The 22,345-nt window shown below is 69.4% G+C and carries 21 protein-coding genes; 9 read left to right on the top strand and 12 right to left on the bottom strand.

Annotation, left to right across the window (positions count from 1 at the left end):
• Positions 1–2 precede the first annotated feature (2 nt).
• The gene (locus tag ABLG96_RS21465) at positions 3–2,777 is read left to right on the top strand and encodes a bifunctional YncE family protein/alkaline phosphatase family protein (protein ID WP_353649334.1); all 2,775 of its coding nucleotides are present in this window, start codon (positions 3–5) and stop codon (positions 2,775–2,777) included.
• 91 nt (positions 2,778–2,868) lie between these two features.
• Here the strand turns inward: ABLG96_RS21465 and ABLG96_RS21460 are convergent, their stop codons facing one another.
• The gene (locus tag ABLG96_RS21460; protein ID WP_353649333.1) at positions 2,869–4,065 is read right to left on the bottom strand and encodes a VOC family protein; all 1,197 of its coding nucleotides are present in this window, start codon (positions 4,063–4,065) and stop codon (positions 2,869–2,871) included.
• A gap of 738 nt (positions 4,066–4,803) precedes the next feature.
• On the opposite strand from ABLG96_RS21460, the gene ABLG96_RS21455 reads away from it, so the two are divergent.
• Complete coding sequence (locus ABLG96_RS21455; protein WP_353649332.1) at positions 4,804–6,114, top strand: multidrug effflux MFS transporter; 1,311 nt, start codon at positions 4,804–4,806, stop codon at positions 6,112–6,114.
• Positions 6,115–6,120: 6 nt separating this feature from the next.
• On the opposite strand, the gene ABLG96_RS21450 is transcribed toward ABLG96_RS21455, so the two are convergent.
• Positions 6,121–7,524: an MFS transporter gene (locus ABLG96_RS21450; RefSeq protein WP_353649331.1), complete on the bottom strand. Its 1,404-nt coding sequence runs from the start codon at positions 7,522–7,524 to the stop codon at positions 6,121–6,123.
• 109 nt (positions 7,525–7,633) lie between these two features.
• Here ABLG96_RS21450 and ABLG96_RS21445 point away from each other — a divergent pair, with 109 nt between their 5' ends.
• Complete coding sequence (locus tag ABLG96_RS21445) at positions 7,634–8,230, top strand: YqgE/AlgH family protein (RefSeq protein ID WP_353649330.1); 597 nt, start codon at positions 7,634–7,636, stop codon at positions 8,228–8,230.
• A gap of 80 nt (positions 8,231–8,310) precedes the next feature.
• On the opposite strand, the gene ABLG96_RS21440 is transcribed toward ABLG96_RS21445, so the two are convergent.
• The 6 genes from ABLG96_RS21440 to ABLG96_RS21415 all read right to left on the bottom strand — a co-directional run bounded on the left by ABLG96_RS21440 (position 8,311) and on the right by ABLG96_RS21415 (position 12,930).
• Positions 8,311–8,454, bottom strand: a complete 144-nt coding sequence (locus ABLG96_RS21440; RefSeq protein ID WP_353649329.1) for a hypothetical protein — start codon at positions 8,452–8,454, stop codon at positions 8,311–8,313.
• 160 nt (positions 8,455–8,614) lie between these two features.
• Complete coding sequence (locus tag ABLG96_RS21435) at positions 8,615–9,361, bottom strand: hypothetical protein (protein ID WP_353649328.1); 747 nt, start codon at positions 9,359–9,361, stop codon at positions 8,615–8,617.
• Positions 9,362–9,425: 64 nt separating this feature from the next.
• Positions 9,426–9,962: a hypothetical protein gene (locus ABLG96_RS21430; protein ID WP_353649327.1), complete on the bottom strand. Its 537-nt coding sequence runs from the start codon at positions 9,960–9,962 to the stop codon at positions 9,426–9,428.
• 229 nt (positions 9,963–10,191) lie between these two features.
• Positions 10,192–10,836 (bottom strand): CDP-alcohol phosphatidyltransferase family protein, encoded by a 645-nt coding sequence (locus ABLG96_RS21425; protein ID WP_353649326.1) that lies wholly within the window; start codon positions 10,834–10,836, stop codon positions 10,192–10,194.
• 3 nt (positions 10,837–10,839) lie between these two features.
• Entirely contained in the window at positions 10,840–12,288 is a 1,449-nt protein-coding gene (locus ABLG96_RS21420) for a radical SAM protein (protein ID WP_353649325.1), read from the bottom strand.
• Between the two features lie 27 nt (positions 12,289–12,315).
• Positions 12,316–12,930, bottom strand: a complete 615-nt coding sequence (locus ABLG96_RS21415) for a methyltransferase domain-containing protein (RefSeq protein WP_353649324.1) — start codon at positions 12,928–12,930, stop codon at positions 12,316–12,318.
• Between the two features lie 98 nt (positions 12,931–13,028).
• Here ABLG96_RS21415 and ABLG96_RS21410 point away from each other — a divergent pair, with 98 nt between their 5' ends.
• Positions 13,029–14,441, top strand: coding sequence for an FAD-dependent oxidoreductase (locus ABLG96_RS21410; protein ID WP_353649323.1), 1,413 nt, complete (start codon positions 13,029–13,031; stop codon positions 14,439–14,441).
• 52 nt (positions 14,442–14,493) lie between these two features.
• Here the strand turns inward: ABLG96_RS21410 and ABLG96_RS21405 are convergent, their stop codons facing one another.
• Positions 14,494–15,372, bottom strand: a complete 879-nt coding sequence (locus tag ABLG96_RS21405) for an NAD(P)-dependent oxidoreductase (RefSeq protein ID WP_353649322.1) — start codon at positions 15,370–15,372, stop codon at positions 14,494–14,496.
• 301 nt (positions 15,373–15,673) lie between these two features.
• On the opposite strand from ABLG96_RS21405, the gene ABLG96_RS21400 reads away from it, so the two are divergent.
• From ABLG96_RS21400 to ABLG96_RS21380, 5 genes are all read left to right on the top strand, one after another.
• Complete coding sequence (locus tag ABLG96_RS21400; protein ID WP_353649321.1) at positions 15,674–16,798, top strand: DNA polymerase IV; 1,125 nt, start codon at positions 15,674–15,676, stop codon at positions 16,796–16,798.
• 265 nt (positions 16,799–17,063) lie between these two features.
• Complete coding sequence (locus tag ABLG96_RS21395) at positions 17,064–17,477, top strand: GNAT family N-acetyltransferase (RefSeq protein ID WP_353649320.1); 414 nt, start codon at positions 17,064–17,066, stop codon at positions 17,475–17,477.
• A gap of 43 nt (positions 17,478–17,520) precedes the next feature.
• Positions 17,521–18,435: an arginase family protein gene (locus ABLG96_RS21390; RefSeq protein WP_353649319.1), complete on the top strand. Its 915-nt coding sequence runs from the start codon at positions 17,521–17,523 to the stop codon at positions 18,433–18,435.
• A 66-nt stretch (positions 18,436–18,501) separates the two neighbouring features.
• The gene (locus ABLG96_RS21385; protein WP_353649318.1) at positions 18,502–18,702 is read left to right on the top strand and encodes a hypothetical protein; all 201 of its coding nucleotides are present in this window, start codon (positions 18,502–18,504) and stop codon (positions 18,700–18,702) included.
• Between the two features lie 42 nt (positions 18,703–18,744).
• The gene (locus tag ABLG96_RS21380; RefSeq protein ID WP_353649317.1) at positions 18,745–19,359 is read left to right on the top strand and encodes an alpha/beta family hydrolase; all 615 of its coding nucleotides are present in this window, start codon (positions 18,745–18,747) and stop codon (positions 19,357–19,359) included.
• A gap of 131 nt (positions 19,360–19,490) precedes the next feature.
• Here the strand turns inward: ABLG96_RS21380 and ABLG96_RS21375 are convergent, their stop codons facing one another.
• Genes ABLG96_RS21375 through ABLG96_RS21365 form a run of 3 tightly spaced genes read right to left on the bottom strand, consistent with a single transcriptional unit; the run spans position 19,491 to position 22,302 of the window.
• A complete protein-coding gene (locus ABLG96_RS21375; protein ID WP_353649316.1) occupies positions 19,491–20,399 on the bottom strand; it encodes a hypothetical protein in 909 nt (302 codons plus the stop codon).
• Complete coding sequence (locus ABLG96_RS21370) at positions 20,399–21,451, bottom strand: hypothetical protein (RefSeq protein WP_353649315.1); 1,053 nt, start codon at positions 21,449–21,451, stop codon at positions 20,399–20,401. The genes ABLG96_RS21375 and ABLG96_RS21370 overlap by 1 nt, the downstream gene beginning before the upstream one ends.
• Positions 21,448–22,302, bottom strand: a complete 855-nt coding sequence (locus ABLG96_RS21365; RefSeq protein ID WP_353649314.1) for an ABC transporter ATP-binding protein — start codon at positions 22,300–22,302, stop codon at positions 21,448–21,450. The genes ABLG96_RS21370 and ABLG96_RS21365 overlap by 4 nt, the downstream gene beginning before the upstream one ends.
• Positions 22,303–22,345: the final 43 nt, after the last annotated feature.

Below are 22,345 nucleotides of genomic sequence, written 5' to 3'. Positions count from 1 at the left end.
CCATGCAGGTCACACGGGTACGGCGATCATCCACCCGACGCCACCTCGGTCGACGGTCACGGATCATCGCCGCCGGCACCACCGCGACCCTCATCATCGGTGCCGCGGCCGCCTCCGCGTCCACCACACAGTTCGGGCAGCGGGAGGTCGGCACGCAGTACGGGGACGGGCTGCAGATCTCCTCCGACCAGGTCCTCAAGCCGCTCGGCGATCGCCTGTTCACCAAGTTCGGCAAGTTCATGGCCTCCACGGCCAGCCCCGACGGGCGGTTCCTGGCCGTCACCAGCACCGACAAGAACGTGGTGCTGCAGGTGTTCGACCTCAAGGACTACCGGCTCGTCTACACCGTCGGCTCGGCCACCTTCGTCAACCAGAAGCTCAAGGACGGCAGCGTCGGCCAGGGCGGACCGGCCTGGTCGCCCGACGGCAGGACACTGTGGTTGCCGCAGGCCAGCGGGCTCACCCGGTTCCCGGTCCTGGCCGACGGCACGCTGGGGACCGGGACGGCCGTCGCCCTGCCGAAGGTGAACGGTGCCGCACCGCTGCCGGGCAAGGCCGTCTACTCGCCCGACGGCGAGGTCCTCTACGTGCCGGTGAACGGTCAGAACACCGTCGTCGCACTCGACCCGGCGACGGGCGCGGTGCGCAACACCTGGAACGTCGGCATCGCCCCCCGTGAACTGGCCTTCGTCGGCACCAAGCTGTACGTCAGCAACGAGGGCGGCCGGGTCGCCAAGCCCGGCGAGCCGACCATCAACTCCTACGGCACCCAGGTGCCCGCCGATCCCTACTACGGCACCTCCACCACGGGCACCCTCAGCGTCATCGACACCGGGTCGGTCTCCTCCTCCGTCCGGTCGATCGCGGTCGGACTGCACCCCACCGCGCTGTACGTCAGCGGCAGGACGCTGTTCGTCGCCAACACCAACAGCGACACCGTGTCCGTCATCAGTACGGCCAAGGACAAGGTCGTGCAGACCATCACCACGCAGCCGTGGTCCAAGTCGACCGTCGGCTACGAGCCGACCGGCATCGCCGTCACCCAGGGCCACCTGCTCGTGACGTTGGGCCGGGCGAACGCTGTCGCCGTCTACGGCTACTCCGGCAACGCGCAGGAACCGGTGTCCTACCTCGGCCTGCTGCCCACCGACTACTACCCCGCCGACGTCACGGTGAGCGGCGGCCAGGTCGTGGTCACCAACACCCGCGGCATCGACGCCCGCGGGCCGGAGCTGACCTTCACCGCGGGCCCGGGCACCGTGCCGGCCACGGGGCACGGGACGCACAGCACCACCGGATCGCTGACCAAGTTCACGCTGCCGAGCGACCAGCAGATCTCGAAGGACACCGCCACGGTGTTCGCCCAGAACGGCTGGACCAACAAGGACAACGCCCAGGCGAAGGGCAGGGCCAAGACGCCTGTTGCGGTGCCGGTCCGGGTCGGTGATCCTTCCACCATCAAGCACGTGTTCCTGCTGGTGAAGGAGAACCGCACCTACGACCAGGTGTACGGCGACATCGCCAAGGGCAACGGTGACCGTACGCTCGCCCAGTTCGGTGCGACGGTGACGCCCAACCAGCACGCGCTCGCCAACCAGTTCGGGCTCTACGACAACACCTACGACATCGGCACCAACTCCGCCGAGGGCCACAACTGGGTGATGCAGGGCGACAACCCGGAGTACACCGAGTCGTCCGCCGGCGAGTACCTGCGCAGCTACGACACCGAGGACGACGTCCTGGGGCACCAGCGGTCGGGCTTCCTGTGGACGGCCGCCGAGGACGCCGGCGCGAGCGTGCGCAACTTCGGCGAGTTCACCCAGTTCGAGACCAAGCCGGCCACCGCGACCTGGCAGCAGTACTACTGCGCTGCAGCCAGTGTCGACAACGGCGGTGACCCTGCCCAGCTGACCGACCCGTCGATCAAGCAGGACACCGAGTCCCCGATCCCGTCGTTGAACGCGATCACCAACCACGACTACCCCAAGTTCGACACCGACATCCCGGATACGTACCGCTACAACATCTGGAAGCAGGACTTCGAGAAGAACGGTCCGGCCAACCTGAACATGTTCTGGCTTTCCAGCGACCACACCGGCGGTACCCCGGATCCGCGGGCCCAGGTCGCCGACAACGATGTCGCGGTCGGCAAGATCGTCCAGGAGATCTCCCACAGCCCCTACTGGAAGGACTCCGCGATCTTCGTGGTCGAGGACGACAGCCAGGCCGGGGCCGACCACGTCGACGGGCACCGGGCACCGATCCAGATCATCAGCCCCTACGCCAAGCGCGGTGTCGTGGACAGTACGTACTACACGCAGATCACGATGGTGCGCACGATCGAGCAGATCCTCGGTGCCGAACCGCTGAACCAGAAGCTCGCAGCCGCCACGCCCATGTTCGGCGCGTTCACCGACAAGCCGAACAACACCCCCTACCAGGCTGTGCAGAACCAGGTTCCGCTGACCGAAGGCGTCAGCCCGGCACCCGCCTGCGGCGCCGACACCGTCTCCACCACCGGCACGTCAGCGGCGCAGACATCGGCACCGGTCGTCCCGGCGGCACAGCAGGGTGTCGCGGCGCAGTGGGCGCAGTGGGCGAAGAGTCAGCGCTTCGCCGGCGCGAGTGCGATACCGGACCATGCGAACCCGGAGCAGATGAACCGCTACACCTGGTACCGCACCAACGGGTACACCAAGCCCTACCCGGGCGACGTGAAGATCTACTCCCCGGCGCAGGTCCCCGGCGCCTGGATCCCGAGTTCGGACACCGAATGACCTGAACCGCCGAAGGGCGACGATCCGGTCGCTGGATGTCGCGCACGGACCTCGACGGGCCGTGACCGAACTCCGGCGACCGGATCGTTGCCTATCGGGCCACCCGCAGGATCAACTCGTTCCCCTCCGGATCCGCGAGACGGTGCCGGAGACCGGCCGGATCGCGCTCGATGATCCGCCCTCCCGCGGCGACGGCGAGGTCGATCCGCGCGGCCAGCTGATCGGCGGGCACCTGCAGGTCGAGGCGGATCCGGCCGGGCTGCCGCAGCCGCTCGACGTCGGCTGCGTCCATCCGCTGCAGGAACAGCACCGGATTGAGCTGACGCGGATCGAACAGGTCGAAGAAGTCCTGGTTGGGTGCCTGTTCGTACCCCAGGACGACTCGCCAGAACTCCCGGACCACCGGGATGTCGACCGCGTCCAGGGCGAGCTGGACGAACCGCAGCCGCCGGTTGTCCGCGACGAGGCCGGTGTCGCGGGCGGCACGCTGGACGGCCGCGGCGAGGTCCGGAAAGCCGGCGACCTCCTCCCACTGGTCCTTCCCGGAATCGAGCACAACGCCCTCGGGACGCAGGTCGATCATCAGGTCGATCCCCGCCGCGTCGGCCAGCCCGGCCGCGGTGGCGGCGAACGCCGCCGCTGCGCCGGCTGTGTTCGCGGGATAGCAGACCATCGCCCCGAACAGCGTGTGCCAGTCCGCGGTCGACTCGCCCTCCCACGGGCCGCCGGGGACGAGGTCCACCTCGTTGCCGTCCGGATCTGCCAGCGTCGAGTACCACTGCGACGTGAAGGCCTCGCGTCCGCCCGCGGCCAGCGCCGCAGCCACCGCGTCGCCCTGCGGGTCGGGGTGACAGACGTCCAAATGGAACCTGTTGCGCAGCGCGCTCGTCCCGGCGGCCCGCGCGAACGCGAGCGTCGGCCGACGGTGCAGATCGTCCACCAGGGCGCCGTCGCCGGTGTCCGTGAGCTGGGCGGCCGCCTGCCAGAACGGGGTCACGCGATCCGGGTCCTCGCTGTCGATCTGCAGTCCGACCCGCTGCAGCACCTGCGGGTCCGCGGTCAGCCCGAGCGTTCGAGCCGCACCCGACACGGCCTCGCGCAGATCGCGGTCGCGGAGCCCGACCCGGATCCCTGTCCGGCGCACCTCGATGTCCGGCAGCACCGCTCCTGGCGGCAGGAGCGCGGCGATCACCCCTGCAAGGGCGGCAGCGTCCGCGTGGGAAGCCGCACCGAACCAGGCCTCGTGGCCGCGCCCACCCGGCCGCCAGTCGTCGTGTCCGTCCGTCATGTCCGTCTCCCTCTCGATGTCCGGCCTGTTCATCGGTCCTGATGAGGGAGCGTAGGACCGATTGCGGACGAAGCGCTTCCGGAAGCACCTCAGAGTTCGCGGACGAGGCGGGTCTGAGGCTCGACTGCCCAAGTTCCCGCTGATCGAGCGAGCGACGAAGGAGCGAGTCGAGATCCCGTGAGATCAACAGCGGGGTCTCGACTCCTTCGTCGCTCGACCAGCTGATGGGTCTCGACTCCTTCGTCGCTCGACCAGCTGATGGGTCTCGACTCCTTCGTCGCTCGACCAGCTGATGGGTCTCGACTCCTTCGTCGCTCGACCAGCTGATGGGTCTCGACTCCTTCGTCGCTCGACCAGCTGATGGGTCTCGACTCCTTCGTCGCTCGACCAGCTGATGGGTCTCGACTCCTTCGTCGCTCGACCAGCTGATGGGTCTCGACTCCTTCGTCGCTCGACCAGCGCGAACGCCGGGCCGGCGGTGCTGCGGACTGGTGGTGGTGCCGGACTGGCAGCACGGCCGACCGGTGAGGGAAAGCACAGGCGGAATACCCATCGTGTGTGGTGCGGTTGCTGCAGGGGATCAACCAGTCCTGCACGCACCGTCCGCAGGTCTTCACGACGGCCGAAGCTCGATCATCAACGCGCTCCCGATGACGTCAGCGCTCCGCAGTGCCCGAGCCGTAGAACGGCACCGCACCGCCCACGCACGCCTGAACGCCCACCGGAAGAAGCCGCCGTATGTCCCGCGCCACCGACTACGTCACCGAACAAGCCGATCTCCTCGAGGTCGACGCCCGCGCTGACGCTCCCGTCGTGCAGAAGACCACGGTGCCTGCCCATCCGGGTGACGTCTACGTCGGCCGCCGCTACTTCCAGCTGGTGTTGATCCTGGGCGCGATGGCTGTCCTCGGACCGTTGACCATCGACGCCTACCTTCCTGCCTTCCCCCGGATCGCGACCGATCTGGGCGCCTCCACCAGCCAGGTCCAGCTGACCCTGATGGCTTTCCTCGCAGGTCTGGCCATCGGCCAGCTGGTGATCGGTCCGCTGTCGGACTCGCTGGGTCGGCGACGTCCGCTGATGGCCGGGTTGCTCGTGCACATCACGGCGTCCCTCGTCATCGCCTTGTTCCCGACCCTCGAGATCATGACCGCCGCCCGGTTCGTCCAGGGCATCGGCGGCGCCGCCGTCACCGTCGTCTCGCTCGCGATCGTCCGCGACCTGTTCAGCGGCAAGCGCGCAGCGATCGTGCTGTCCCGGCTGATCCTGGTGATGGGCGTCGGCCCGATCATCGCGCCGATCTTCGGCAGCCTGCTCATGCAGTGGACCACCTGGCACGGCATCTTCTACGCCCTCGCGGTGGTCGGAGTGGCGACCGCGGTGCTGGCCTGGCGGCTCGTTCCCGAGACCCTGCCGCCGGCCCGTCGGGCCCCGCTGAAGTTGCGCGGCACCCTGTCGTCCTACCGGATCCTGTTGCGGGACAAGACGTTTCTGGCCACCGCGCTGGCCGGCGGGATGGTCTTCGGCTGCCTGTTCGCCTACGTCGGCGGCTCCAGCACCGCGCTGCAGGAGGTGTACGGCTTCTCACCCGGTCAGTTCGCGCTGGTGCTCGCGGCGATCTCGCTGGGCTTCACCGTGGTCTCGCAGATCAACTCGGTGCTGATCCAGCGCTGGGATCCGGCGCGGGTACTGATCGTGGTGCTCGGCGCCCTCGTGCTCTCGGCCCTCGTCATGACGGTGCTGGTGCGCGCCGACCTCGGGGTGCTCGGGTTCCTGGTCCCGGCGTTCTTCCTGATGGTCAGCTGCGGGCTCGCGATGCCCAACGCATCGGCGGTCTCGTTGCAGGGATACGGCGAGCGGGCCGGCACCGCTGCGGCCGTGCTGGGCGCTCTGCAGTTCACCATCGGTGCGATCACCTCGATCATGGTCGGCGTACTCGCCGACGGCACCGCCAATGGTGTGCCGACGGTGGCCCTGGTGGCAGCGGTGCTCGCCGCCGCGCTGGTGTTCTCGGTGCGCCGGACCCTGCTGGCCCGCAACTACGACTGAGCGCCCTCAGGCCTTCGGCAGGACGGGGTGCCGCACCGCGTGCGCGCTGCCCCACCAGTAGAGGACCGCACCCAGCAGGTAGACGGCGCCGAGGGTGATCGGGGCGGCCAGACCATGCCCGTCGGGCGGGACCAGCAGCACGCCGAGCGCGAAGGCGGCCACATAGAAGACGTTGCTGGCGGTGTCGTAGACGGCGAACACCCGACCGACGTAGGCGTCGTCCGCATCCGCCTGGGCGATCGTGTCGGCGCAGACCTTCGTCGACTGGTAGCCGAAGGCCAGGAAGAATGCCGTCAGCATCGTCATCGGTTCGGTGAACTGACTGCCGGCGGCGAGCACGACGATCCCGCAGACCACCAGCAGCAGCGTGATGTAGCGGCGGATCCCGAACAGCCGGGTGAAGTACGAGGTGGTGACAGCGCCCAGCAGCAGGCCGAAGCCGGAGACGGCGAGCACCTGCCCGATCCCGACGATCCCGGAGGCGAAGATGCCGTTGCCGCGGAAGTAGTTCTGGAACAGCAGCAGCACCAGCAGGGTGGCCATCCCGAAGCCGAACCGGACCAGCACCACCACACAGATGTGCAGACCGATGCTGCGGCGCTTGACCATGTGCCGCAGACCTGAACCGAGACCCTGCAGGACCGCCAGCATCGGCTGCCGGGGCTCGTCCGTCACGTCCGGCCCGAGAGCATGACGATCGAACCGAGCGGCAGTCGCCGCGCTGAGCAGGTAGAAGATCACCACGCTGGCCGTCACGAACGCGATCGGGACGTGGGTGTCGCCGATCAGCGCGCGCAGCCCGAAGGCGATGCCGCTGCCGATCAGGGTCGCGAGCGAGCCGACGGTCGTGCCGAGCGAGTTGGCGCCGGTGAGGGAATCGTCCGGCACGGTGTGCGGCACGCTCGCCGACTGACCCGAACCGACGAACCGCGACGTCCCCATCACGAACAATGCGATGACGAACAGCACGCTGGTCGCCGCATCGAGCGCGATCGCCACCGCGACGACGACGACGATCGCCGAGCGCAGGACGTTGGCCCGGACCAGCACCTGCCGGCGACTCCACCGATCGAGCAGCGCACCGGCGAACGGGCCGACGATCGAGTACGGCAGCAGCAGCACGGCGAAACCGCCGGCGATCGCCGCGGCGTCCGTCTGTCGTTCCGGACTGAACAGCACCGCCCCGGCGAGGGCCCCCTGGAACGCTCCGTCGCCGAGCGCACTGAGCAACCTGATGGTCACCAGCAACCGGAATCCGCGGAGCCCGAGCAGTGCTCTGGGACCCCGGACCGACGGTCGACGGGTGTCGGGATCATGACCGGGTGCCGCGCCGGTGGGGGTACGTGTCACCCGCACGGCTGCACCGGCCGTCGACCCCGACGGGTCATTCGGTGCAGGGCGGGAGGTCACGGACCGACGCTACGTGAAGAGCTCGGGGTGCGGTGCCGGAGTGTCCGAGCTGCCCGGATCTGCGGGACGGGCGACGCGGCAGTCACCGCCGCTTTGGCAGACTTGCGGAATGCCGATCACTCCGGCGACCGGGAGCCTGCTCGTCGCGAAGCCGTCACTGCTCGATCCGTCGTTCCGTCGTGCCGTCGTACTGCTGCTGGCCCACGGCGATGACGGCAGCCTCGGCGTCATCCTCAACCGACCGTCGGAGTCGGCCGTCCAGGAGATCTTCCCGCAGTGGCAGGGTGCGGTGGCCAAGCCGCGGGTGATGTACGAGGGCGGCCCGGTCGAGCGCAACTCCGCGATGTGCGTCGGGGTACGGCGTTCCGGGACAGCAGGAATCGGTGGCGAGGTGGACGCGCTGCTGGATCCGGTCGGTCCGCCGTTCGCGCGGGTCTCGGGCGAGCTGGTGCTCGTCGACCTCGATGCGACTCCGGACAAGGTGATGGCGGAGCTGCGGTCGGCGCGGGTCTTCGCCGGTCATGCCGGGTGGGGTGCGGGTCAGCTGGCCACCGAGATCGACGAGGGTTCGTGGCACGTGGTCGACTCGCAGGGCGAGGACGTGATGGCCGGGCCGCGGGTGGACCTGTGGTTCCGGGTGCTGCGGCGCCAGCCGCGACCGCTGGCGATGGAGGCCTACCGACCGCTGGATGCCACCCTCAACTGAGCTGGGTGATCCGGCTGTGGCGAGGTCGCCGGGGGGATGTCCTCAGCGGTGATCGGTCGGGCGGGACGGCCGAGCTGACGTCAGTGGCCGGTGATGGTGGGCCACTCGAGCCACCCGAGGGTCACCAGGCCCCCCAGCACCAGCCCGATCAGCACCAGCTGGACGATGGCCTTGGCCGTGTTCGGCGCGGCATCGGTGGGTGCGCCGGAGGAATGATCACCCACGGTGATCGCCTCCCGACAGCCGGCCCGGACCGAGTGAACGCACGACGGGATCGAGGCCGTCTGCGGAGACGATAGCAACGCAATCGTGATCCCGCCCCGGCTGATGAGGGTGTGCGCTCCACTTTCCGGTGAAAGTCGAAGCCGGGCGGCCGGTCGGCGATCAGCCCGGCCAGGGCCCGTCCGGAGCCTGTTCGAAGAACAACCCGATCTGGTCGGGACCGGGGGTGAAGCTCTGGGCCGCGACCAACATCAGGACGCCGCCACCACCGAGCGTCTCCGCATCCAGGACTGCCGTCTTGATCGAGCAGCTCAGGTCCTCCTCGACCTGCGCGTCCGACCACGGTCCCTGCAGGAACGGCGGAAAGGCCTCGATCACCGACAACCAGGTCTGCTCGTCCTCGTCGAGCAGGGCGGTGGCCCGGACGCACGGCGGCCGCATCTCGAGTTGGCCGCCCCCGGCGAAGACCACGGATTCGCCCCGTCGGGCGGCCGAGACCAACACCTGTTGCAACCGAGCCTGGAACTCCGAGGGCGGGACCGGAAGCGAGTTCTCGTCGACCAGCTCTCCCGGCCAGGAGTCGCCCTGCACGCCGCGCAGGGTGCTCGCATTCTGGTCGACGACGAGACACTGGGTGCTGCATCCCTCACCGGCCTCGCGGCGCGGCAGTCCCCCGGTCGCCACCCGCGCTGCGAGCTCTGCCGGGACGTGCCAGATGATGCCGTTGCCGGCCGAGTCATAGGTGGTGAGGCGATTGCCGTAGGGCAGCGCGACAGTGGTGAGCACCAACACCGGATCCTGCTGGGGCTCCTCGGCTGGTGCCCGCTCGTCAGCCGAGCTCTTGGCGGGGTCGACGGGCTCCCCGTCAGCGGGTAACTCGGTCGACTCGGAGTGCTCGTCTCTGGCCACCCGGTCACGGTACCGGCGCGCTCAGTGCGGCGCGGACGCCTCGACAGCGGTGGTCTTGGTGTTGTCAGCCGGCGTGCTCCCGACTGTGGGGCTCGACAGTGGTGCTCCCGGCTGGCGTGCTCCCGGCTGGCGTGCTCCCGACTGGCGTGCTCTCGACTGTGGTGCTCCCGTCGGCGGCACCGCTTCCGCAGCCCCCGGCCCCACACGCGCACCCGCTGCAGCCGACGGGCTTGGTCGCGGGCCGCGGCACCGTCATCGCTGCACGTTCACCGACGGAACCGGCCACCACCAGCAGCGCGACACCACCGACCAGGGCGACGACGAAGACGACGATCGTGGCTGCGGTCGGGAGCCGCAGGGCAACGGTCAGCAGCCCGCCGATCGACAGCACAGCGCCGGCCGCCGCGATCACCGGGGCAGCGATGCGGTTGGCCACCGCAGCCGACTGCGGCGACACCTCGGCTGCCGGGCCGCGCACGCCGAGCGCACTGGCCGGGTCGAGCGTCCCGCGCCAGCCGCGATGACCGGTGAGCAGGGCTGCGACGCCCGGGACGAGCAGGATCACGGCCAGGGGGATGCTGAGCAGCAGGGATGCGGGCACTCATCGATGGTAGGCGCTGCCGCGTCCCCAGGGGAGTGACGCCGATCCCGGCGCATGCCCGTCTGCGCGGCGCATGCCCGTGTGCGCGGCGCATGCCCGTGTGCGCGGCGCATGCCCATCTGTCGGGAAGTGGCGCTCGCGGCCGCTGGGACGACCATCCGGAATGCGCGGCGGTGACCTGGCGGCCCCGGCGCAGACCGGGCTCGGCCGGCGGGAGGAAGGATGCGGCTCAGTCGACGGGGCGCAGACCGCGGAGCAGTCGGATCCCGATTCCCACCCGCTGCAGCGCGGTCACCGCCACTGCCGCGGCGAAGATCCAGGCGATCGTCGCCGCTGCTCCCGGGAACAGACAGAACAGCACGTAGACCACTATCGTCTCGAGGCCCTCGGCCAACCCGCCGACGAAACGCAGCGAGCGTTCGTCGGCGTAGGGGGTGCCGGTCAGCTGTCCGGTGCCACCGGATCCGTACCGCTCGATCAGCGACGACAGGGTGAGGAACGCAGTTCCGGAGACGTAGTAGGCGCCGATCAGCACCGCGCAGGCCAGTCGGGCTTCCGGGACGGCGACGGCCACTGCGATCACGAAGGCCGCGTAGATCACGAAATCTGCGACGACGTCCAGGAAACCGCCCAGCGCCGTTGCCCCGCCACCGACACGTGCCACCGCTCCGTCGAGCCCGTCCAACGCCCTGTTGATCAGCCAGAGCACGAGTGCAACGATCCAGTGCTCGGTCGCGGCGGCCCAGCAGGCCGCTGCGCCGGCGAGGAATCCCGTCGCGGTGAGCGCCGTCGGCGACACGTGCAGTCGGACCAGCACCCCGGCGACGCCGTTGACGGCGGGCGCGACGGTGCGGCGGAGTGCGGCGTCGAACATCGCTCAGGCCGTGCCGTGGGGGGTGGTTTCCGGTGCGGCGCGTGCCTTCCGGACGGTGAGGGGCAACAACGTGCGCAGTGCGGCGTTCTCAGCCGGATCGAGCACGCTGTGCTGCACGCAGGCCGGCACCAGCTCGCCGGTCTCCGGGTGGGCCATCGCATAGGAGCAGGCGCGCAGCCGTTCCTGACTCGCCGCCACCGCGGGGTCATCGCTGATCTCGTTGCGCTGCATCGCTTCCCAGGCGGGGACGACGACGGCAGCATCCATGAACGAGTGCATCACGAACGTCACCGGTCGGATCATGCGTTCGCGCAGCAGTCTGCGCACACCGACCCTGCGCAACATCCGGGCCACCCAGCCGGCGAACACCGCCACCACCTCCGGATGACGGACCGCCACCCGCACGACCTTGATCAGCAACGCCGTGGTCGGTGTGCCGGAGAAGTTGACTCCGCCGAATCGTCGGAAGAAGGCATCACGGACCCGGATGTCGTCCGGGTCCAGATCGTCGAGGATCGGGAAGTACTGCTCCCCCACGTAGAAGCCGTAGGTCGTGCGGTTGCACCGCTCGTCACCGATCTGCAGAGCGCGGAACGGAAGTCGGGTACCGGCACCGGCCTCGATGCGCGACCAGATCTCGTCGTCCGTGCTGTCCCGGTAGTCCTCGTGCCAGCGACGGTCGTCCCCGATGAAGGCGGCAGGCTGGAAGGAGAAAAGCCCGTAGCCGTACGTCCGGCAGTCCCGCACCACATCGGCGATCTGATCGATGTTGCGCGGCGTGACGGTCATGTTGTGCGCCAGGAAGTATCGGACGCCGTGCTGCTGTCGCAGTCGGGCGAACATCTCCGCGAACCGGAGGCGGTACGGGTTCAACGAGGCCTCGTCGGTCGGCCGCTCGATCCCGCGACGACCGAACATCAGCATGTCGAAGTGCGCGGCGAAGGACAGCCTGTCGAACCGGCGTCGCCCGTCCGGACCGAGGGCCAGCGCGCGCAGGTACTCCTCGTCGAAGTCGCCGTGCGTCATGCTCATCGGCTCGCGGCCGTGGGAGCGCATCGTCGCGAGCGCAGCCGCGTGGTCGTCCGGCGGGAGCAGCGAGACCTCGCCGCCGATCAGCTGGGCGTGGGCAGCGGGACCCCGCTGCTCCCGGAGCAGGGTGAACTGGCGGTCGATCTGGTCGAGGGTGTGCCTTCCGTCGACGCGCACCCGGTTCGCATCGCGCGAGTGATAGCAGGGTGTGCACGCCAGATCGCAGCGCGGGAAGACGCCGTGGGTGCCTTCGCAGCCGACAGCGTGTCGGCCCAGCGCCTGCGCAGGCGTGCGCACCTGGTCGGGCAACGCGGACCATCTGCGCTGCAGGGCGTCCGCCGTCTCCGGATGGACCGGGCGGGTGGCGACCTCCAGCCGACGCCATCGATCTCGGAGCATGGTCACGAGTTCGGCGGGGCGCATCGCCCCACGGTAGGCGCAGGAGGCGCTTCAGGGGCGCAGCGAGCCGGTGCGGACCTGCACGTGACCACCGCGCAGGCTGCGGGCGATGACGTCCCGCGCAGTCCTGTCCACGACGGTGAACGGTCGGGCGGTGATGTCGGATCCGCCGACCCGGCAGGCGAGCCGTGCCAGCGGCGAGAAGATCCTGGCCCGACCGGTCGGCAGCTGCATGTCGACCACGCTGACCCGGCCGCCCTGCCGGACCAGTGAGGTGGCCGCCCGCCAGACGTCCGGCCAGGCGGGAATCAGCGACAGCACGTACGAGCTGATCAGTGCGTCGAACGGTGGCTCGTTCCCGAGTGCCCGATCCACGACGGCAGCGTCACCGACCACCAGATGCACGTTCTGCCAACGGTTCCGGGCGATCTTGGCGGTGGCGACCGCGATCATCGATGCCGACCGATCGACACCGACGACCGTGCCGGTGTCGCCGACCGCGGCCTGCAGCAGCGGCAGGTTCAGGCCGGTTCCGCAGCCGAGATCCAGGACCCGCATCCCGGATGACAGCCCGAGGTCGGCGATCGCTGCTCGTCGTCCGGCGCGGTAGACCGGTTCCGCGGACAACAGGTCGTAGAGCGGTGCGATGACGGTGTAGCGCGCCACGATCGGACTCCCTCCGGCTCACGGATGATGCTGTCACCGTACGGTCGCAGCTACGGGTGCGATCTGCGTACCGACCCGCACGCCCGAGAGGACAGTCGATGGTGGCTTCTGCAGACCGAATCTGGGATCTGGCCGTGATCGGCGGCGGAACTGCGGGTCTGCTTGCCGCGAAGACCGCCGCCGGCCTCGGTGCGCGGGTGGTGTTGATCGAGAGTGCGCGGACCGGCGGTGACTGTCTCTGGACGGGATGCGTGCCGTCGAAAGCGTTGCAGTCGGCGGCGGCCTCCGTGGCCGAGGCGCGGGCTGCCGTCCGGTTCGGTGTCGACGTCGGGTCGATCAGGGTCGACTTCCCTCGGGTGATGGCCCATGTCCGCTCCGCCATCGAGACGATCGCGCCGGACGACTCGGCCGAGGCGTTGGAAGCTGTGGGGGTGACGGTGCTCCCGGGACGGGCACGCTTCACCGGACCGGGTCGGTTGACGGTCGGCGGCGCCGGGGTGCGGTTCCGGCAGGCGTTGGTCGCGACCGGATCGGAGCCGGCGGTGCCGGCCGTCCCGGGCCTGGCCGAGGTCTCGCCGCTCACCACCGACACCGTGTGGGATCTCGAGGAGCTACCGGAGCGGCTGGTGGTGATCGGCGCCGGCAGCAGCGGATGCGAACTGGGCCAGGCGTTCGCCCGGTTGGGGTCGCGAGTGACGCTGTTGGAGACCGCCGACCGGGTGCTGCCCGCGGAGGATCCCGACGCCTCGGCAGTGATCCGGGACGTGCTGCGAGCCGACGGTGTCCAGGTGATCACGAGCGCCCGTATCGAGCGCGTGCGCCCCGGCGTCGTCGCTCATACCGGTGGAGGGGTCGAGTTCGACCGGCTGCTGGTGCTGGCCGGCCGGCGACCACGGACGGTGGGCCTCGGACTCGAGGCGATCGGTGTCGAGGTCGACGGTGCCGGCTGGATTCGGGTGGACGGTCATCTGCGGACCACCGCGCCGCGCGTCTGGGCGGCCGGCGACGTCACCGGTACCCCGTTGTTCACCCACACCGCCGGGGTGCACGGCACGATCGCGGCGGTCAACGCGCTGCTCGGACCACTGCGGTCGGTGCGGACCGACGGAGAGCCGCGGGTGACGTTCACCCGGCCCGAGGTGGCCGCCGTCGGCGTGCCGACCGCGGGAGCCAGCACCGTCCAGGTACGCCATGACGAACTGGACAGGGCGGTCGCTGAGGCCGAGGTGATCGGCTTCAGCCGACTGGCGATCGGCCGACGGGGTCGGATCATCGGCGCGACCGTCGTCGGTCCGCGCGCCGGCGAGACGATCGGCGAACTCGCCGTTGCGGTGTCCCAGCGGCTCACCACCGGCGACCTCGCCGGCGTGACACACCCGTATCCGACCTTTTCGGACGGCGCCTGGAACGCGGCCGTCGCCGACTACCGCTCCCGGCTGGGGGTGCCACCCGCACGCCGCCTCACCGGGCTGCTGCTCCGGCTGCGGCGCCGGTGGGTGTCCCGGCAGTGATGCTGATCGAGCGAGCGCAGCGAGTCGAGATCCCGCCCTGTGTCGACTGCCGTCAGCGCGGGTTGCCCTGCTCGTCCAGGTAGTCGCGCCAGGACCGCTTCGGGGCCCAGCCGAGCATCCGCATCGCCTTGCGGCTGGTGATGCCCGAGGAGTCCGGGCGGTCCAGCTCGCGCAACTCGATCTTGTCGCCGTAGTACTGGTGCAGGATCTCGGCGAAGTCGCGACCGCCGACGTTGTCCGGCGAGGCGATGTAGAACACCTCGTGGCCGGGCAACTCGCTCTCGGCGGCGAGCACGATCGCATCGGCCAGGTCGAGGGCGTCGATGTAGCTCCACAAATTGGGGCTGAGCACCGAGGCGTCGCGGACCTGCGGGCCGAGGTTCTGCGCGTAGTTGTCCTCCGTCTGCACCCAGCACGGACGGATGGAGATCGCCCGGATGTCGGATCGCTGGACGGCGGCGTCCATCAACTCCTCGCCGAACCGCTTGGTCAGCGCATACGGATCCTGCGGACGGATCGGATGCTCCTCGTCGACCGGGGCGTACTCGGGCAGGAACGGCCGCTCGGGGAAGAAGAAGCCGGGCACCGTCTCGCTGGAGATGTTGACGAACCGCTTCACCCCGAACCGGACCGCAGCCTCCAGCACGTTGAAGGTGGCCATGATGTTGGTCCGGAACACCACGTGCGGCGGATTCTGGGTGGGTTCCGGGATCGCCGCAGCGTGCACGACAGCATCCATCCCGCGGACCACCGCATAGGCCTCGCCGGCATCGGTGAGGTCGGCCTGCACGTAGTCCGGGGCACCGTCGGGCTTCCGGTCGAAGCTGGGCCTGCCCAGATCGGTGGCGATCACTTCGTGACCGGCGGCCTGGAGTGCCTGGGTGGTCGCGCGTCCGACCTTGCCGTGCGCGCCGGTGACGAGAATCTTCATGAACCATCCTTGTTCGGGGGTTGCGAGCCTATCGACGGGTACCCACGGACCCGGACCGGCAAGCCTGAAGGTGCCAGGGCGATTCTCCGGTGATCGAGGCAAGCGACGAAGGACCTTGATTCTGCGGTGGTCTCGCAAGCGACGAAGGAGCGCGATTCTGCGGTGATCGAGCAAGCGACGAAGGAGCGCGACGAGATCCCATCCGAACCCGACTCCGGTCCAGATCTGGTCACCTTCCTCCGTCAGTGACTCGGTCAGCGGCAAGCCGACCACTGTCACAGCCATCGTGCACACTGTCCTCATGGCAGTCGAACAAATGATCGAATCACCGCTTCTCGAGGCGGAGACCGTGCGGCGGATCCTGCATGCCGACGTCGATGCCTTCTTCGCCTCCGTCGAGCTGCGCGACCATCCGCAGTTCGCCGATGCGCCGTTCGCCGTCGTCACCGACCCGACGACGGGCGTGATCGCCAGCGCGAACTATCCGGCCAGGGCGTACGGGATCCACGGTGCGATGCGGGTGGCCGAGGCGAGGCGGCTGTGCTCACACCTGCACATCGTCCCGATGCGGGCGCAGGAGTACCACCGGGCGTCCGCGCAGGTCTTCACGCTCTTCCGCGACTATGCGACCGCGATCCAGCCGGGTTCGCTGGAGGAGGCGTTCCTGGACGTCGGCGACCGCGATCCGCTGGCCACCGCCCGGGAGCTCCGGCGCCGGGCCCGGAGCGAACTCGGCCTCCCGTTGAGCATCGGCATCGGCCGCACCAAGCTGATCGCGAAGCTCGCCAGTCGCCGGGCGAAACCGGACGGGGTGCTCCTCGTCGACGCCGGGGCAGAGCAGTCGATGCGCGACGCCCTGCACCTGGCGGACGTCTGGGGTGTCGGGCCCGTCACCCGGGAACGGTTGTGCGCCATCGGGATCCACCGGGTGCGCGATCTCGACGACCGGGGGGTCGACGAGCTGGCCACCGTCGTCGGGCTGGCGATGGCCAGACGCCTGGTGTCGATCGCGCTCGGTACCGACGACGCCGCCGTCACCACGCCCACCCCCGGCCGGCAGATCAGCGGTGAGCGCACCGTGGTGCCGGTCTCCGGCGACCCGGCGGTGGTCCGGGAGTTCCTGCGGGCCGCCGGATCGTCCGCGCTGGCCCGGATCGACGAGCGGGGTCGCGATGTCTCCCGCGTCGAGGTGCTGCTGACCGATCCCGACCGCGGCACGGACGGCTCCCGGGTCCAGTTGCCCGCCCCGACCGCCGACCACGAACAGCTGCTCGATGCCGCCGAGCTGCTGCTGTCCGGTCTGCTCGACGGGCGCCGGGAACCGGTGCTGCGGGCCAGGGTCACCTTCACCCTCGCGGCGCGGCAGGCGCCGTCCCGCCGCGCGTCCGCCCTCGTCAGCGACGACCAGCTGCCGCTGTTCGCCTGACCAACGCACGTTCGCGGTCGTGACGGTCGTTTGCGCTTGACGTTCGCGGTCGTGACGGTCGTTTGGGGTTGATCTTCGCAGTCGTGATGGTCGTTTGCGGTTGACGTTCGCGGTCATGACGCTGGCGGCAAATGCCGGTCAGCTGTTGCGCAGCCTCGCTACTTTGAGCTCGTGACGATCACCCTGAGACCGTTGACGCACGCAGACATCGACGACCACATCGCCGGTGAGGACGAGCAGTCGGTCCGCTGGTTCACCGGGGGCCGTGGCACGGTCGACACCGCGATCCGCCACTTCGACGAGCTGGCGGAGAACGCCCGGATCGGCACCGGCAAACGGGGTTTCGGCGTGGCGGGGCGATCGGCTGGTCGGCTACGTCGACGCCGATCCGGACAACGACGACGGCCTGCAGCCCGACGACGTCAACATCGGCTACGCCGTACACCCATGGGCGCGCGGTAGCGGTGTTGCCGTCGAAGCAGTCGCGCTGATCTGCGGGTTCATCCGCGATCACGCTCTGGGCAGCCGCGCGGCCATTCGCGTCGAGCCGGAGAACGAGGCGTCGATCCGGGTCGCGGAGAAGGCCGGGTTCTCCCGTCTCGACGACTTCGTCTCCGCCACCGACACCAATCGAGACGGGAGCGCCGTCGTGCTCAGGCTGTACGTCCGGGAGCTGTGACCCGCCCCGTCCGCTCCCGTGCTGGTCGTGGGAGTCTGTGGCGATGGGCGATCGGACAGTCAACATCCTCGGGGTTCCGACCAGCGCGGGCGCCTACTGCGTCGGGGTCGAGCAGGCGCCGGCCGCGCTCCGGGACGCGGGACTCGTCGAAACCCTGATCGCCGCCGGGTGCGACGTGAACGACCACGGCGACCTCACCAGGCGGCTCTGGGCTCCGGATCTGACCAACAGGTACGCGCAGAACCTGGGCGAGGTGGTGGCGTCGACACAGGAGCTGGCCGCAGCCGCATCCCAGGTCCTGTCCGGCAGCGAGAAGCTCCTCGTGATCGGCGGCAGCTGCGCCGTCGCGATCGGTATGTGTGCCGCCCTGGACCGCCTCGACCAGCGCCCGCGGGTGATCTATGTGGACCGGCACCTCGACCTGAACACACCGCACTCCACTGCCGAGGGATCGTTGAGCTGGATGGGCATGGCCCACGTCCTCGATCTCGAGGGATCGGCACCCGAACTGGCCGGCGTGAGCGGTCGGACTCCGTTGCTGCGGAGTTCGGATCTGGTGTACCTCGGGGTCGACCGCACCCAGGCCACCGACTGGGAGCGAGCCCAGGTGGACACGCTCGGCGTGACGGTGGTCGAGCAACGGACCCTCTGCGACGATCCGCGGCGGGCCGCTCGTGCGGCACGCGACGCTCTGCCGCCCGGACCGTTCTTCGTCCACCTCGACGTCGACGTGTTGGATTTCCTGGATGCTCCGATCGCCGAGAACGTCAACGGGCGCAACAGTGGTCCGACCATCGCGCAGCTCGCACCAGCTCTCGCTGAACTGGTGCCGCATCCCGACTGCTGGGGAATCACCATCGGCCAACTGGATCCGGCACACGCCGCATCGGACCCGACCGCGGTGCCCAGACTCGTCGACGCCCTTGCGGCGGCGTTCGCCGCGCCACGCCCCGCCTAGTTCCGAATACGCCTGGCGATCCGCGGAGCCCGCGCGGTCTTCAGCGTCCTACCTCGGCTGGAGATCGTGGAAGGGAAGCGCCCCCGACTGCGGATCGTGCCCACCGCGGGCGGCACGCTGCGCTGCGGTCTCGATCCGGACCGGTTGGACGAGGCGCGGGACTGCGCACGCAGGCTGGCGGCGCTCGAGCGCAGCGGTCATGCGTCGGCCGCGACCGCAGGCTCCCGCCGTGAGCGTCCAGCGGTGCGGACAGCGGCGGTGAATTGATCAGGTCTGGCCGGGCTGCCGGCCGGCTGGTTGACTGACCCGATGAACGGCACCCGGGTCGAGGTCGAAGAGCTCGACACTGCGCACGGTCCGGCCCGGATCCATCTGCGTCGTCCGGCCGACGACGTGCGCGGCCTGATGGTGCTGGGGCCCGGGGCCTCGGGATCGATCCGGGCCGCCGATCTCGAACTGGCGGTGCGGATCGCCGGCGAGTCAGGTCTCGTCGCGGCGCTGGTCGAACCGCCGTATGTCGTTGCGGGACGGCGGGTCCCACCCCGTGGAAGTGCTCCCGACGAGTCGTTCGTCACGGTGGTGGAGCACCTGAGCGCTCGGTTCCCCGGCGCGCTGATCACCGGTGGGCGCTCGTACGGCAGTCGGGTCGCCTGCCGGACCGCGGCGGTGCTCGTGCCAACCGGAGTGCTGTGCCTGGCCTTCCCGGAGCACCCGCCGGGCAAGCCCGAACGCAGCCGGCAACCCGAGCTCGATCCGGTCACCGTGCCGGTGCTGGTGGTCCAGGGCGCGAGTGATCCGTTCGGCTGCCCCAGCGAGACGGCTAGCGCGAGAGTGTTGGTGGTTCCGGGTGACCACTCGCTCAAGAAGGGACTGCCGGAGGCCGCGGATGCGATCCGGAACTGGTTGACCGCGCGACTCGGGTGACCGGTCCGCCGCCAGGGTCGCGGTCGGGGCCCGTGCGGCATCCTGACTGCTGGGGGCGCAGACACGGCGCCGAGATCGGCGCTTTCTCGTGTGAGATCCGCAGAAGGGCCACCCTGCCGGGTGCGGCACGCTCAGCGAAACCATCTGCGCAGCAACAGGAATCCGCCCAACAGCCCCGCGATACCGACGGCGGTCAATGAGATCGCCCAGATCGGTGTGGCGCGAACCGCTGTGTCGGCGAACAGCGCCCGGAATTGGAACACCACCAGGCTGATCCGTCCGCACAACTCACCGTCGTCGCTGGGGCACGTCAGCGCGTCCGACTGCGACGAGCTTGCGGTGGAACCGGTCAACAGGTTCAGGACGATTCCTCCGACGACGAGGAACCCCAGGCCACCCCAGAAACCACCGGACGAACCACCACTCACGATGCTCAGCGCGAAGGCGAGGCAGATCATGGCCACGATGAGCAGCGGTCGCGGCCACAGGCTGGTGGTGCCGGAGCCGTCGACGAGGGGGTTCCCGTCCACGAAGGTGCGGATGATCCCGTCCAGCACCACTACACCCGTGACACACGTGGCCACGATCACGCCGAGTTGCGTTGCTGCCCAACGGATCGGCGAGATCGACTGGGTGAAGCTGAACGTGCCGAGACCCCGTTCAAGCTCGTGACCGACGGCGGCGGCACCCAGGCCGAGCCCGAACAGCACACAGATCACGGCGGGTGCGCTGTTGATCTGGCTGTCCATCGTCGACCACGAATCCCGGGCGGTCAGCCATCGCTCGCAGGAGCCGAGCGCGGTGGTCGTCATCCCCGGGTCGGTGCACGTCGCGAGGTCGACCACGCCGGCGGACGCGAGGTCCCGGGCCCGGAGCAGACTCCGCACGACGATCGTGACCGCGGTCGCTGCGTACAGACTCAGCGTGATGAGGATCAGCGAGCGGCGCAGCCGCCACGCCACCCAGAGCATGCCGGCGGGAGCGAGGCCGTCGGTGGTCTCGACGCTGCCGGAGCCTCGGGCCGAACGAATTGTCGTCATCACGATGCTCGTCGTCGCAGGAGGGCGTAGCCGATCGCCAGGAACATCGCCGACAGCGCTGCCGAGATCCCGGACACCGTCCAGGTGAGTGGTGCGCGTGCGGACAACGGGAGGTAGTCGACGAACTTCTGGGTCACCCCCTGGCCGCTGAAGCACCCGGTGAAATGGCGATCATATTCTGCTGCAGACACCTCACCTCCGTACGAGCCGCACTCGTAGGTGACGGTCAGTTCCCGGCCAGAAGCGTCCAGGAAGCCGGATTCGATGAACACCGATCGGTTGGGGGGAACGAACATCGACTCTGTGATCGCTGTGGTGGTGTGACGCTCGGCCGGTCCCAGGTACTGATAGCCGAACACCAGCACCCACAACAAGCCCAGCGCTGCGACGAGCGACACGAGGACGGCTCCCAGAGACTGCCGCAGCAGGGTGCTGACGGCCACGCCGAAGGCGAAGGAAACCATCAGCACCGCACCCGGTACGAAGCCGAAGTCGGAGAAGAACGGCGCTTCGAGGGGTGTCCAGCTCGCGGCACCGTAGGCGTTGGCAGTCAGCTCGAAGAGGAACCCAACTCCGATGCTCGCCGCCAGCATCGGAACGAAACCGACGACAACCTTGGTGCCGAGCCACCGCAGCATGCCGATCGACTGGGTCAGCGCGAACACTTGACTGCGTCGTTCGAACTCGCGGGAGAAGAGCGCGGCGCCGGTTGCCGCGCCGATGAGCCCCGGTAGCAGCAGCCAGACGGCCCTGAGCTGCTCCCAGCGCGCGGTGAGTTCCGACTGCAGTTGTACCAGGGCCACGCATTCGGTCGACATCGTCCGTTCCATGCCGTTGGGGGCTCGGCAGGCGGTGGGATCGACAATCCCGTTGGTGGCGTAGAGGCTCATCACGGCAGACCGATGCCACAGCACCAGACCGGCCATCACTGCCATCACCCCGAGGCCGATCAGCAACGTGTTGCGCTGCAGACGGAATGCCAGCCACCAGGCACCGCGCGGTGCCCGCCCGTCGATGCCCGACGGTGCGATCACGGCTGTCGGCGCACTCATCGGACTGTCCCCGACCGCGCATCGCGCAGGTGCGCGATGACGACCTCCTCGAGCGTCGGCCGATCGGTGGTCCAGCCCTGCGGCACGTGGGTCGGCTGTCCGTCGATCAGGACGGTGATCTGCCGTGGCGTGCGGCGGATCTCGACGATGTCGGCGCTGGGCAGCAGACCCAACCCCGTTTCGTCGTCGCCCGGTCCGGTGAGCAGGAGATGTCGATCGACGGTGTCCTCGATGGATCCCTGCAGCGTCACCGCTCCGCCGGTCAACAGCACCAGGTGGTCACAGGCGTCCTCGATCTCACTGACGATGTGCGACGACAACAGCACGGTGAGTCCGGTATCGACGGTCTCGGCCAACAAGGTCTGCTGGACCTCTTTGCGCGCCAACGGATCCAGGTCGGCCAGCGGCTCGTCCAGCAGCACGAGCGACGGTCTCCGCGCCAGCACCAGGGCGAGAGCCAGTCGGGTCCGTTGACCGCCGGACAGCGTGCGCACCTTCGCCTTCGGGGGAAGGGCGGCGTCCTCGCAGAGTCGGTGCGCCAGTGCAGAGTCCCAGCGCACGTTCAGATGTCGACCGATCTCGAGCATGTCGGCCACCGAGTACTGCCGGTAGAGCGGCTTGTCCTGCGCGAGGTAGCCGAGATCCGGATGCGCCGGTGCCGATCGCACCACCTCACCCTGGACGGCGATCTCGCCCTCGGTCAGTCGGAGCAGTCCCGCAGCGGCCGCGAGCAGGGTGCTCTTCCCCGCACCGTTGGGTCCGACCAGTGCGGTGATCGAGCCGGGCTGCAGGTCGAACGAGCAGTGCCGCAGCGCCCAACCGCGCCGGTACTTCTTACCCGCTCCGGTCACCCGCAGGATCGGCTCCCGACCGCTCGATCCCGCACCCCCGTCC

Origin of the sequence: Nakamurella sp. A5-74 (assembly GCF_040438885.1) — a bacterium.
Taxonomy (GTDB): Bacteria; Actinomycetota; Actinomycetes; order Mycobacteriales; family Nakamurellaceae; genus Nakamurella.
This window is presented reverse-complemented; position numbering and strand designations above follow the sequence as displayed.